General features: G+C 68.3%; 13 protein-coding genes. 11 read left to right on the forward strand and 2 right to left on the reverse strand.

Annotated features, from left to right (window positions below):
* The first annotated feature begins 57 nt into the window (after positions 1-57).
* The 11 genes from GRB96_RS15070 to GRB96_RS15120 all read left to right on the forward strand — a co-directional run bounded on the left by GRB96_RS15070 (position 58) and on the right by GRB96_RS15120 (position 10147).
* The gene (locus GRB96_RS15070; protein ID WP_161432882.1) at positions 58-1179 is read left to right on the forward strand and encodes a hypothetical protein; all 1122 of its coding nucleotides are present in this window, start codon (positions 58-60) and stop codon (positions 1177-1179) included.
* Positions 1166-1750 carry a hypothetical protein gene (locus GRB96_RS15075; protein ID WP_161432883.1) on the forward strand — a complete coding sequence of 195 codons (585 nt, stop codon included), beginning with the start codon at positions 1166-1168 and terminating at the stop codon, positions 1748-1750. Before GRB96_RS15070 ends, GRB96_RS15075 begins: the two co-directional genes overlap by 14 nt.
* Before the next feature lies 1 nt (position 1751).
* A complete protein-coding gene (locus GRB96_RS15080) occupies positions 1752-3482 on the forward strand; it encodes an OmpA family protein (protein ID WP_161432884.1) in 1731 nt (576 codons plus the stop codon).
* Positions 3479-3943 carry a hypothetical protein gene (locus GRB96_RS15085; protein WP_161432885.1) on the forward strand — a complete coding sequence of 155 codons (465 nt, stop codon included), beginning with the start codon at positions 3479-3481 and terminating at the stop codon, positions 3941-3943. The genes GRB96_RS15080 and GRB96_RS15085 overlap by 4 nt, the downstream gene beginning before the upstream one ends.
* A gap of 55 nt (positions 3944-3998) precedes the next feature.
* Positions 3999-4898, forward strand: a complete 900-nt coding sequence (locus GRB96_RS15090; RefSeq protein ID WP_205743556.1) for a hypothetical protein — start codon at positions 3999-4001, stop codon at positions 4896-4898.
* Positions 4898-5440 carry a hypothetical protein gene (locus GRB96_RS15095; protein WP_161432886.1) on the forward strand — a complete coding sequence of 181 codons (543 nt, stop codon included), beginning with the start codon at positions 4898-4900 and terminating at the stop codon, positions 5438-5440. Before GRB96_RS15090 ends, GRB96_RS15095 begins: the two co-directional genes overlap by 1 nt.
* Before the next feature lie 4 nt (positions 5441-5444).
* Positions 5445-6110, forward strand: a complete 666-nt coding sequence (locus GRB96_RS15100; RefSeq protein WP_161432887.1) for a hypothetical protein — start codon at positions 5445-5447, stop codon at positions 6108-6110.
* Positions 6110-6760, forward strand: a complete 651-nt coding sequence (locus GRB96_RS15105; RefSeq protein WP_161432888.1) for a hypothetical protein — start codon at positions 6110-6112, stop codon at positions 6758-6760. The genes GRB96_RS15100 and GRB96_RS15105 overlap by 1 nt, the downstream gene beginning before the upstream one ends.
* A complete protein-coding gene (locus GRB96_RS15110) occupies positions 6757-7872 on the forward strand; it encodes a PASTA domain-containing protein (protein WP_161432889.1) in 1116 nt (371 codons plus the stop codon). The genes GRB96_RS15105 and GRB96_RS15110 overlap by 4 nt, the downstream gene beginning before the upstream one ends.
* Positions 7865-8491 (forward strand): PASTA domain-containing protein, encoded by a 627-nt coding sequence (locus GRB96_RS15115; protein ID WP_161432890.1) that lies wholly within the window; start codon positions 7865-7867, stop codon positions 8489-8491. The genes GRB96_RS15110 and GRB96_RS15115 overlap by 8 nt, the downstream gene beginning before the upstream one ends.
* Before the next feature lie 306 nt (positions 8492-8797).
* The gene (locus GRB96_RS15120; protein ID WP_161432891.1) at positions 8798-10147 is read left to right on the forward strand and encodes a Na+/H+ antiporter family protein; all 1350 of its coding nucleotides are present in this window, start codon (positions 8798-8800) and stop codon (positions 10145-10147) included.
* Positions 10148-10222: 75 nt separating this feature from the next.
* Here GRB96_RS15120 and GRB96_RS15125 read toward each other — a convergent pair whose 3' ends face one another.
* On the reverse strand, positions 10223-10957 hold the full coding sequence (locus GRB96_RS15125; protein ID WP_161432892.1) for an RNA methyltransferase: 735 nt from the start codon (positions 10955-10957) through the stop codon (positions 10223-10225).
* Between the two features lie 129 nt (positions 10958-11086).
* A complete protein-coding gene (gene groL, locus GRB96_RS15130; protein ID WP_161432893.1) occupies positions 11087-12730 on the reverse strand; it encodes a chaperonin GroEL in 1644 nt (547 codons plus the stop codon).
* Between the last annotated feature and the right edge of the window lie 61 nt (positions 12731-12791).

Genomic DNA, 12791 nt, shown 5'->3' on the forward strand with positions numbered 1-12791 from the left:
ACCCTGCCGGGTGTTTCACCCGCCAACCCACGGCGGAGCCGTGGAAGGAAGGCAGTGATGCCGGTCCCTTCGACCATGGTGCAGTCCCGCTATCAGGTGGTCGTGACCGCGCCGGGAGATGTCACCCCCGCCGCCCTGGCGGCCATAGCCGAGGGGTTGTCGCGTCCCGTGCCGGATGTCGCCGGGGCGATCCTGCGCGCCCCCTGCGTGCTGGTCGATGACCTCGACGCCGAGACCGCCTCTGCCCTGGAGCGCCTGCTCCTCGGCCTGGGCCTGGAGGCCGGCGTCACCCCCCACGCCGACTCCGTGGAGCCCCCCGTTCCCCTGGATGTGGCGGTTCGCGTCCTCGATGTCGCGTGCCTCGCCGAGATCACCAATGGCCTCGCGGCCTTCCTGGGCACCACCCCGCAGCAGGCCTTCGCCCTGCTGGCCACACCGCCGGGCCTGGTGCTCGGCGGTGTGGGGGAGGCGGCCGTGGCCTCCCTCGCCCGTCGGCTGGGTGCGGGGGCCGAGGTGATCGCGGCGCCCCGGGATGCCGGTCCCTTCGACCTGCACCTTGCGTCCGCTGCCAGCCTGCCAGGCTGGGTGCACTCGCGGCTGGGCATCACTTCGGCGTCGCGGCGCGAGGGGGTGTTTTCGCTGGGGCTCTCCCACGACGAGGCGCGCGGGCTCTGGGCCTCGCTCGGACGCAGTGCCGGCGTCCAGCTGGTGAATCGCGCGCTGCTGCGCTGGGACCTGGTGCTGACGGCCGAGGCTCCCACCGACAGGCGCCATGACACCGCGACCCTCGACTGGCTGTCGCGCCGGTTCGGCATTCCCGAGCCCCTGGCGCCCCGCGTGCTTGCCCAGGCCCCGCTCGCGCTGGCGGAGGGGTGGGAGGCGGCGGACGCCGAGCAGGCCCGTGACGAGGCGAGCCGGATGGGGCTTGCCGTGACCCTGGAGGCCGCGGGCTTCTCGCGAGCCGGCGTGGCGCTGGTCGCGATCGGCGAGGAGGCGGCACTGCGCCCGGTATTGGCCCGCCATGCCCTGTCGGTGCCGGCCCGCCTGCCGGCGGTGCTGGCCTCGGACCTTGCCGACCTCGAGGCCAGGGTGCTGGCCCATGAGCTGGCCCAGGCGGGCTGCCGCACGCGTTTCATCGAGGCGGCGTCGCCGCAGGAGGCGGAAGATGACCAGCGATGATATGGCCGTCCGAGGTGGGCATCTTCGCCACCTGGCCATCGCAGAGCGTGGCAAGCTCTCGGCCCTTTCCGGCGACCATGACCGCGCCCTGGAGCTCTATCGCCTGGCCCTGCACCAGGCCCGGGAGATGGGGGCGCCACCTCCCTTCGCCCGCCACTACACCGATTGCATCCTGGAGAGCCTCGAACGTCAGGGCCGCCATGCGGATGCCTTGGCGCTGGTCGAGGCCGCCTGCGCCGAGCTCCAGGCGCGCGGTGCCGCGTCGGCGCTGCAGCGCCATGACCATGCCGTGCTGACCCTGAGGCGGGCGATCCTGCTGCTGTTCCTCGAGCGTGGCGACGAGGCCGGGCGCCACCTGGCCGAGGCGATCGAGCTGGCGAGTCCCGCCCGCCTGGCCCTGGCCGAGGAGCTTGTGGCCTGGCGCAGCCGGGCATTGACCCTGACCGAACAGACCCTGACCGATGCCCTCTCGCGGCACGGTTACTACACGGTGCGTCGAGGGCGGATCCGAGCCGACCTGGCGCGCACGGCGGTAGTGTCGCCGGCACGCTCCCGACAGGAGGTGACATGAGATGGCCAACTACGACGGTCTGACCCCAGGCCAGGTGCTGGCGGATGCCAGCGTGGCCGAATTCATCAAGGAGCTGGGGCTGGGCATCGCCCGGGCCCAGCAGGAGCTGGACGACAACTCGGTGCGCCAGATGCAGGCCTTCACCGAGGTGCGTGATGACCTGGGCGAGCGCTCGCTGCTCGAGCTGGGGCTGATGCCCGCCTTCTACCACTACCAGCATGCCGACGTCTCGGTGTCGCTCCAGCTGCGTCTCGAGGTGGGCAAGCGCGACGAGTTCGGCTTTTCGGCCTCGGCGCGGCTGGGCGATACCCGCGAGCAGAGCGCGTCGTCGTCGGCGAGCGAATCGGAAAGCGTGAGCGGCACCCGTGTCGAGACGCGCCAGGCGCGCCTCGAGTACCGGGCGGATGCCACCGGCACGCTCTCGGTGAACGGCACCCAGGTGGTGCCGTCGGGCACCGAGCCCCGGGCGCGGCTCGGTAGCCTCCTGGATCAGTTGACCGGGCGCCAGGACGTCGATGCCATGGTCTACTCTCCGCCGGACACGTCACTCGGCATCTCCACCGATGCCCCCGACACCCAAGTGGTGACCACCCCACGATCGGTGGCCTTCACCTTCGACAGCCACGCCAATGGCCTGATCACGATCGCCGATAATGCCGCCACGGACTATGTCCTGAATGCCGGCACGACCGTCTCGACCAGTGCCCAGGGAGACCTGAAGGCCTATGCCGAGCACGTGCAGGCCAGTATCCCATCGGATTTCACGACCCGCCTGCATCCCCCGCACGCCTCCGGTGAGCCGCGCTTCGGCCTGCTCTTCAACACCGGTGAGGCTGTGTTCCGCAGCGAGGAGGATCGCCGGGGCTTGACCGAGCTGGCGTGGTGCCTGGCGGCGACCGGGGAAGCGGTGCGGATCGAGGGCATGACGGACCGCCAGGGAGCGGCCGACAAGAACCTGTTGCTGGGTACCGAACGGGGGCGCTTCGTCGAGCAGTTCCTGATCGCCAACGGGGTCAGCGAGAGTCGGATCGAAGTGGTGGACAGTCGGGGTGAGGGTCGTGCCGCCGACGCCGATGACGACGATGGGGAGGCCAACCAGCAGTGGCGCGTCACCTGGATCCTGACGCCGGAGCGTGACGACTACTGGCTGTCGGTGCGAAGCCAGGGGAGTGCCACGCTGGACGGGGTCGCGCCCGACCTGCAGGGCGGCGGCAGTGGCAATGGCTTCGTTTTCCTGTGGCAACCGGCGTCGCCCGACCTGTCGGCGTTCTCCGTCACCGTCGAGGGCCAGGCGTTTACCCTCGACGGCACGGCGGTGGCGGGGCATGAGGCGAATGCGGCCGAGGCCTATGCCCACCGCCTGACCGCCGCCATCAACGCCACCTCGACCCTGCGCGCCAACCGCCTGGGGCATGTGGTCGAAGTTATGCGCGCCACCGATACCTATGACATCAAGCTGTTCAGCGCCACTAGCGAACAGGTCGAGCTGACCGGCAGCGAAGGACTCACCGTCACCGAGCAGTTCTCGCGCACGCGCACACGCCAGGCGGAGAGTCGTGAGGGGGCGAGCACCGCCGTGGCCGTCGGGGTCAGCGTCGACAAGCGGGAGTCTCGCCAGTTCAACATGGCGGTGACCGGCAACAGCCAGATCACCGCACGCCTCGCCTCGGTGCCGCCACCCGAGCTCTTCGTCGAGGCGATCCAGGCCCTGCAGCGGGAGCGTCGCTCATGAGTGCCGGGACCCAGACCACGCGGGCGCTGGTCACCGCCCCGCTTCCGCAGATCATCGAGCGCCTGGGCATGGCGATCGCCGAGGGGCAGTTCGCCCTCGACCGCAACGCCGTGGAGATGGCCAAGCTGATGGGCGAGACGGAGGTGGAGATCGGCGGCGAGACCCACAGCCTGCTCGCCCTGGGCTTCACCCCGAGCTTCTACGCCTACACCGAGGCGACCGTCGAGGCGCGCCTCAGCTTCACCGTCAGCGAGTCCACCGACACCTCCGTCGGCGCCTCCGTCAGCGGCGGGGTCAACACCGGTGTCTACATGGCGGCCGCCACGGTCTCGGTCAGCTACGCCAGGAAGTACGCCATGGAGGCCTCCGGCATGTCCTCCATCGCCGCCCGGCTGGTCTCGCTACCGCCACCCGAACAGTTCATGGCGCTGCTGCGCCAGCAGCGCAATCCCGACGAGTAGGCCGCGCCACGGCCGGGCGCATCGGCGCCTGTGACAACAACAAGGAGACATCACCATGAGCATCGGACAGGACCTCCTCGACGTTCCCATGGGCGACATGATCCGCGACATGGCCTTCGCCATCGCGGACAGCCAGTTCCAGCTCGACCAGAGCTCGATGCGCACCGCGGAGATGATGGGCGGCCTGCAGTCGGTGATCGACAGCCAGGGCAACCAGACTTTCGACGACAGCCGGGTGTTCTTCGGCTACGAGTACATGACCGTCGAGCAGGCGCTCTACTTTGCCATCTTCGATGATGCCCTCACCGGGGCCCTCGACGAGGACTCGATCCGCCTCAAGGAGGTGGTGCTGGAGATCATCGGGGAGATGGCCGAGGCCGAGGGCGGCAGTGCGGACGTTGTGAATCCGCTCCGGAACTTCACCCGGGAGACCAGCGGCAATCCCGATGTCACCAGTGCGCTGGACACCCAGGTCGGGGGGGAGAGGCTGGCCGAGAAGGTGATCCGGGTACCCACCCGGATGTCGATGATGGAGCTGGGCTTCACACCGACCTTCTACCAGTTCGTCGACACCATCATCGAGGTCAAGATCGCCATCCGCATGACCCGGGAGCGTGCCTACGAGCGCACCACCTCCAACGCCAGCCGCGATCGCCAGAGCAGCTCGGGGCGCAGCACCCGGGTAGGCCTCAGCTGGCCACCGGGCGTCCGCAAGTCGAAGACCTACCGCAGCAACAGCTCGGTGCAGACCACCCAGGTGGATGCCACCTACTCCCAGAAGTACAGCTACAGCGCCGAGGGGGCGAGCCTGCTGCGCACCAAGATGGTGCCGGTGCCCCCGCCCGCCGTGCTGACGGAGCGGATCCGTGGCTACATGGAGGTCGAGGAGGAGGCCCGGCGGCGGCGCCTGGCGGAGATCTACCCCGAGGATGACGATAGCGAAGGAGATTCGTGATGGCCGTCGGACAGGATCTGCTCAATGTCCCCTTCCCGGAGATGGTCAAGTCGATGGGGGTGGGGATCGCCGAGGCCCAGTACGAGCTGGACCTCACCTCGCTGAAGATCGCACGGCTGATGGCGGGCTACGCGCCCGAGGACGAGGAGGAGGGCTCGGCCTCCAGCACGCGCCCCAACCTGGTAAGGATCGGCGACGACAACGCGGACGGCTATTCGCTGCTGGAGCTGGGCTTCACACCGACCTTCTACCAGTTCGTGGACACCCTCATCGAGGTCAAGATGTCGATCTCCATGGCCACCGAGAGCGAAAGCAAGCGCAGCAGCACCACCGTCAACGCCTCGGTGAGCGGCAAGGTGGGTTTCCTCTCGGCCAGCGCCAAGATGAAGGTCTCCACCGTGTCGGCCAGCTTCTCGAGCAAGTACCAGTACTCCGCCGAGGGCAGCTCGCTGATGCGCACCAAGCTGGTCACGGTGCCGCCGCCGGCGATCCTCGAGGAGCGCATCCGCGCCATGCTCGACCGCGAGGGCGAGACGGAGTAACGCCATGCCACGCAATAGCTGGACCAGCCTGGACCAGGAGCGGTCCGCGCCGATATCGGACGCCTCGACGCCGAGTGAACCGCCACCGCTTCCCGAGTCCCTGCTCGCGCTGCAGCGCGAGCGTGACGCCCTCGAGCGCCGCATGCAGCGCCTGACGCAGGGCGGTGCGGAGCCGGCCGACGACGCCCGCTTTCCCGTCACTCCGCTGAGCGTGCGACGGCGCGCCGATGCGGCCTGGGCGAGGCAGCGCGATCGCCTCGGTGGTGCCGCGACCGATGCACGCGAGGAGATCGAGGCCGCGGCGGAGCCCTCCGTCGAGAGTGAGAGGGAACCCCTGCCGGCGCTGCGCACCGGCCTGCGCCGGCTCGGGGAGCCGCTGGAGAGAAGCGGTCTGCTGCAGGACTCCCGGCTCCGCCAGCATCCCGAGCCGGCCGAGCGCCTCTCCACCCTGGCGGCGGCGGGGCAGGAAGCGTTGACCCGACGCTATGCGGCCCAGCGTGATCGCCTGCTTTCCGTGGTGACGGGAGGCTGCGGCGACCTCGATCGGCGTGCCGAATCGGCGCGTCGCCGGGCCCTGAGCAGGCGGCGCGAGGCCCTCGCGCAGCAGCAGGCCGATGACCGGCGCGTCGATCAGGCACGTCGACAACGCCAGCTTCAGGAGGATGCGTGATGAGCAAGGGCGGTGAGGTAGTGGCCGATGCGGTCAGGGAGATGCTGCTGGGGCTGGCGGATGCCCTGGACGACGCTCAGTCGACGCTGTCGGAAACGGCGCGCACCAGCGATGCCGGTCACGGCTACGAGATCCCCTATCTGGATTTCACCTTCGAGGTCGAGTTCTCCGAGGAGGAGAGTCAGGGAGACAGGCCGCCACGCATCGCGTTGCTGCCCAAGGCGAGGCGGGCACGCGACGATGTCGAGCGCGAGACGCGAATCAGCTCCTCGATCTCCGGCCGGCTGGCCACGGTGCCGGTGCAGGGGGGACGCCCCGAGACGCTGCTCGACCTCACCCTGCTGCCCGTGGACGGCCGGCGCCGGCAATGGCGGCTGGGGATCGAGGTCAGCAACCTGGCCGGTGAGCGGCTGCCAGGGGTGCCGGTAGCGCTGCAGGTGGATGCGGCGATGACCGAGCAGATGCTCGACCATCGGCCTTCGGCCGAGCAGCGCCTGGGGCTGCTCAAGACCCAGCGTCTCATAACCGGCGTTGAGGGCGGGGCCGAGCTGATCATCGATACCGCCGTGCTGCGGGGACAGCGGGTGGTGGTGCAGGTGGAAGCCCGAGGGGCGATCGGTCGGGTCATCCTGCCCGGGGAGGCCGCATGACCATCAAGCTTCGTGTCACCGCCACCCTGCTCACCGGCGCGCGCCAGCCCGCGGCCAACCAGGTGGTGGAGCTGCAGGTCCTCCAGCTGAAGCGCGGCTGGACCGGTCTGGCCAGGACGACCAGCAACGCCCAGGGCAAGGTGGCCATCGGCACCTCGCTGCAGGGCGAGGGGCAGCTGGCGCCGGCGCTGCGGCTCGTCCGGTCGGGGGACGAGCCGGTCGAGGTACTGGCGCAGCAGGGCACCTATCACATGGCGAGAACCAATCTCAACGTCGCCTTCGGCGAGGTGGTGGTGCTGCCGGGGAGCGGCGTCTCGGCACCCACCCTGCATCGCCTCAAGGCCGAGCGACTCGCCGGCATGAACGCCAACCTGGCGGACCTGCTCGAGAAGCGGGGGCGGCCGGGGGCGGTCGTCGACTCGCCCGACACGCCCGGCGAGGAGATGCCCAGCGAGGCCCTGCTGGAAGGGCGCAAGGCCGTGGTCTTCCAGGAGATGCTGGCGACCGAGGTGGCAAGGCGCGAGCAGCTTCAGATGCAGTTGGACCTTCGCCAGGCGCGGGTGAGTGAACTGGACGTGGCGTTAAAGGAGAGCGTGGCAGCGCGCGAGGACCTGAGCCGCCAGCTCGAGCAGCTGCGCAAGAGCGTCTCGACCTCGCCGGCGGTGGAGCAGCTGACGTCGACCGTCTCCGGGGCCCTGGAGCTGGCGCGTGGCGAGCATGGCATGCAGCTCGCCACGGCGGAGCTGCGCATCCGTGGCCTGGTCGTGGAGGGTGGCAAGCGCTTTCATCCCCTCGATGTCAGCGAGGCGCGTGAGATCCTGCCCGACAACGTGTCGGAACTGGTGCTGCGGCTCGATCCTCCCCGCTCGCGCGGCGCCACCGAGGCGGCGCAGGCCCCCGATCTAATCGGCCAGACCCTGGAATCTGCCAGGCGCCAGGCCCTCGCCCAGGGGCTGCGCCTGGATGTGATCGAAAGTGTCTCGCCCGATCATCCCGAGGGGGCGATCTTCGACCAGCGACCGTCCCCGGGCGCCGCCCTGGAGGGAGCGGGTGGCCGTCTCGTCGTGGTGGTGGCAACAGGGTCCTCACAACGGGAGATTGGCGATGAGTGATATCAAGCGTCTGATCCGTGACACCACGGCCGCGCCCCTCGGCGATATCATCGCCTCGGTGGGCGAGGGGGTGGCCCAGGCACAGCGGGCCCTGGACGGGCAGGCCCTTGCCCAGCTGGAGGCCCTCTACCGGGACCAGGATGAGGCGACGGCACTGCTGCGCCAGAGTGGCTGGCGTCCCACCTTCTATACCATCCCCGAGACCGAGGGTGAGGTGAAGGTGGCGCTGTCGCTGGGCGGGCAGGGCGAGGAGACGACCGCGGCGCGGTCATCGGGCATCCTGTCGCGCAAGTCGCGTGTGGCGCTCTACGGAGCCCCGGTGGATGCCGGCTACCAGAATCGCTTCGGCTACCAGGCCACCATCGGCGCGAGCCTGCGCTTTCGTATCGTGCCGGTGCCCCCGCCCGGCGATATCGACGCCTTGCCGATCCGCGTGGTACCCGACCTGACCGGATCGCGCCGGGACGAGGCGGACGAGCTGCTGGCCCAGTTCGGACTGGCGCTGTCCCTCGACGAGCAGAGCCCTGACGCGGGGCAGGTAGTGGCGCAGCGGCCACTGCCCGGCCAGATGCTGCGACAGGGCGATGTCGTCAGCGTCACGCTCGGACCCGCTGGCTGAGGCTGCCTGGAAAGAAGAACGCCACGGCGGGTGCCGTGGCGATAGTGCCTCCATGGGCAGCATCCTGCTGCCAAGCTCCCTGCAGGGCGTCCAGCCCTGGCGCATCCGTGGCGGAGAAGTGGCAGTGTCCCTTGCCGTGTCCTGCTGGACGCCTCCCTTTATCGCCGATGCAGGTAACAGCGCGGTGACCGTCGCGTGTCGATTCCATGACATCCCGCTACGTAGCCCCGGGCGCGAAGAAGGCGCTTCTGGTAGAATACTGCGCCGTTTCGTCTCAATTCAATTCCTTGTTCGGGGAAACCTGCCATGAATGCGGTAATCATTGCGGTGCTGGTGATGGTCGGACTGTCACTGGCACGGATCTCTGTCGTCTTCGCCCTGGTGGTCGGGGCGCTGGTGGGCGGCCTGGTCGGGGGACTCTCCGTGGAGGAGACCCTCGGTGCCTTCAACGACGGCGTGGGTGGCGGGGCCAAGGTGGCCCTGGCCTATGCCACCCTGGGTGCCTTTGCGGTGGCGATCTCGCGCTCTGGATTACCGGACCTGCTGGCCCGGCGGTTGATCGGCCTGCTGGGCCAGGAGGCCACGGCAAATCGCCAGGCGGTAGTCAAGTATCTGCTGCTCGGCGCGGTGCTGCTGGTGGCCATCTCCTCCCAGAACCTGATTCCGGTGCACATCGCCTTCATTCCGATCCTGATCCCACCGCTGCTCAAGGTGATGAACCAGCTGCGCCTCGATCGTCGTGCGGTGGCCTGTGCGCTGACCTTCGGCCTTACCGCACCGTACATGCTGCTGCCGGTGGGCTTCGGGGCGATCTTCCTCAACGATATCCTGCTGGCCAACATCAACCAGGCCGGTGAGGCGCTGGGGCTCGAGATCACTCGCGGCATGGTGCCCCTGGCCATGGGGGTACCGGTGGGCGGCATGGCGCTGGGCCTGCTGGTGGCGGTGTTCCTCAGCTATCGCAAGCCGCGTGACTATGAGGCGCTGGACGTGGCCACCACCAACGTGCCGCACCACCATCCGGAAACCCATGAGCCACATGCCCTTGGCCTGTTGATGTCAGTCATCGCCATCGTGGCGGCCCTGGGCATCCAGCTGTGGACCGGTTCCATGATCCTCGGCGGGCTGGTGGGCTTCGCGCTGCTCTCGGTGGGGGGCATCTTCAAGTGGCGCGAGGCCGACGACCTCTTCACCAGCGGCATGCGCATGATGGCGCTGATCGGCTTCATCATGATCTCGGCATCGGGGTTTGCCGCGGTGATGACCGCCACCGGCCAGATCGAGACCCTGGTGGAGTCCAGCGTCGAGGTGATCGGTGACAACCGCGGCCTGGCCGCGCTGCTGATGCTGCTGGTGGGCCTGTTCATCACCCTGGGCATCGGCTCGTCGTTCTCCACCATCCCCATTATCGCCGCCATCTTCGTGCCCCTGGCGGTGCAGTTCGGCTTTTCACCGCTGGCCACCGTGGCCCTGGTCGGTACGGCCGCGGCGCTGGGCGATGCCGGTTCGCCGGCCTCCGACTCCACCCTGGGGCCGACCTCCGGCCTCAACGTCGACCGCCAGCATGATCATATCTGGGACAGCGTTGTGCCCACCTTCATCCACTACAACATCCCGCTGATCGCCTTCGGCTGGCTGGCGGCGATGACCCTGTGAAGGGGGATATCATCGAGTCCCAAGGGCGGCCTGCGTGCCGCCCTTTGTCACCCCTCACTCCTCACCTCTCACTCCTCACTCCTCGGGCAGGTGGCCCTCCAGCGAGGCGAGCAGCCCGCGCAGCAGCGAGAGTTCACGGCGGGAGGGCTGGGCACGGGCGAACAGCGCATGCAGGTGTGCCTCGGTGCGTGCATGGGGCTGGGTGATGAAGCCGCTGCGTTGCATCACCCGGCCCAGATGGTCGTGGAAATGACCGACCTGTTCGCGGCTGGGCTGGCGCTCCTCGGCGGGCAGGGTCGGTCGGTAGCCGCTTTCGGGTCGCCGTCGCCAGGCCTTGAACGTCTCGTAGGCGAGCACCTGCACCGCCTGTGAGAGGTTGAGGATGCCGTAGTCGGGGTTGGCGGGAATGCTCACCTGGTGGCTGCACAGGCCGATCTCGTCCTTGGTGAGGCCGAAGCGCTCACGACCGAATACCAGCGCCACCGGATCGTGGGCGGCATTCTCCACCACATCACGCGCCATCTCGTCGGGCTCATCGAAGTGCGGCAGCGGCAGGCTCCGCAGCCGCGCGCTGGCGCCCACCACCTGCACGCAATCACTCACGGCCTCCGCCAGCGAGCCGACCACCCGGGCTCCTTCCACCAGGTCCTCGGCCCCCGCGGCGAGCCGCGAGGCTTCGGGGTCGGGAAACTGCCGGGGATTGACCAGCACCAGGTCGGTCAGGCCCATGGTCTTCATGGCCCGCGCGGCGGCCCCGATATTGCCGGGATGGAAGGTCTGGACGAGGACGATGCGGATGTTCGAAAGCATGGGCAGGCGGCTGGCGTCAGGTGATGAGCGGAAGGGTATCTTAAAGCAAAAACCCCGCCGGCTTGCACCGGCGGGGTCTGTCTCAGGGCTTGCCTATATGGGCAGTGCCTGGGGCAGGGTGGGGGGCGATTACATCATGCCGCCCATGCCACCCATGCCGCCCATGCCACCCATGTCCGGAGCGGCTTCCTTCTCGTCCGGATCGTCGGCGATCATCGCCTCGGTGGTGATCATCAGGCCTGCCACGGAGCCGGCGGACTGCAGCGCGCTACGGGTCACCTTGGCCGGGTCCAGCACACCCATCTCGAACAGGTCGCCGTAATCGCCGGTCTGGGCGTTGTAGCCGTAGTTGCCTTCCCCAGCCTTGACCTGGTTCAGGATGACGGAGGCTTCCTGACCGGCGTTGGTGACGATCTGGCGCAGCGGGGCCTCCATGGCGCGCACGGCGATGGCGATGCCGTGGGTCTGGTCCTCGTTGTCACCCTTGAGGCCGGCAACCTTGGTCAGCACGCGCACCAGGGCGGTACCACCGCCAGGCACCACGCCTTCCTCGACCGCGGCACGGGTGGAGTGCAGGGCGTCCTCGACGCGCGCCTTCTTCTCCTTCATCTCCACCTCGGTGGCGGCACCGACGCGGATCACGGCGACACCTCCGGCCAGCTTGGCGACGCGCTCCTGGAGCTTCTCACGATCGTAGTCGGAGGAGGTCTCCTCGATCTGGGCGCGAATCTGGTTGACGCGGGCCTCGATGTCGGCGTCGTTGCCGGCGCCATCGATGATGGTGGTGTTCTCCTTGGACATGGTCACGCGCTTGGCGGTACCCAGGTGGTCCAGGGTGGCCTGCTCGAGGTCCAGACCCACTTCCTCGGAGATCACGGTGCCATTGGTCAGGATGGCGATATCCTGCAGCATGGCCTTGCGGCGGTCACCGAAGCCCGGCGCCTTGGCGGCGGCGACCTTGACGATGCCGCGCATCGTATTGACCACCAGGGTGGCCAGCGCCTCGCCCTCGATGTCCTCGGCGATGATCACCAGCGGCTTGCCGGCCTTGGCCACGGCCTCGAGGGTCGGCAGCAGTTCGCGGATGTTGGAGATCTTCTTGTCGACCATCAGGATGTAGGGGTCTTCCAGCTCGACCGCCATGGTGTCCTGGTTGGTGACGAAGTAGGGCGACAGGTAACCGCGATCGAACTGCATGCCCTCGACGACGTCGAGCTCGTCCTCGAAGCCGCGACCCTCGTCGACGGTGATCACGCCTTCCTTGCCGACCTTCTCCATGGCCTCGGCGATGATCTCACCGATGCGCTTGTCGCCGTTGGCGGAGATGGTGCCGACCTGGGCGATGGACTTGGAGTCGGTGCAGGGCACGGACAGGGCCTCGATCTCCTTGACGGCGGCGACCACGGCCTGGTCGATGCCACGCTTGAGGTCCATCGGGTTCATGCCGGCGATGACGCCCTTGAGGCCTTCGGTCACGATGGACTGGGCCAGCACGGTGGCGGTGGTGGTGCCGTCACCGGCGACGTCGGAGGTCTTGGAAGCGACTTCCTTGACCATCTGGGCGCCCATGTTCTCGAACTTGTCCTTCAGTTCGATTTCCTTGGCCACGGAGACGCCGTCCTTGGTGACGGTGGGGGCACCGAAGGACTTCTCGATCACCACGTTGCGGCCCTTCGGACCCAGGGTAACCTTGACCGCGTTGGCCAGGAGGTCGACACCGCGCGCCATGCGCTTGCGGGCATCATCGGAAAACTTGACTTGTTTCGCTGCCATGTTCGCTATCTTCCTTTCAATACGTGAACGTCAGAATTCGCAGTGTGCAAGGCGTGAGCGG

It is taken from the genome of Halomonas alimentaria, from assembly GCF_009902005.1.
Classification (GTDB): domain Bacteria; phylum Pseudomonadota; class Gammaproteobacteria; order Pseudomonadales; family Halomonadaceae; genus Halomonas; species Halomonas alimentaria.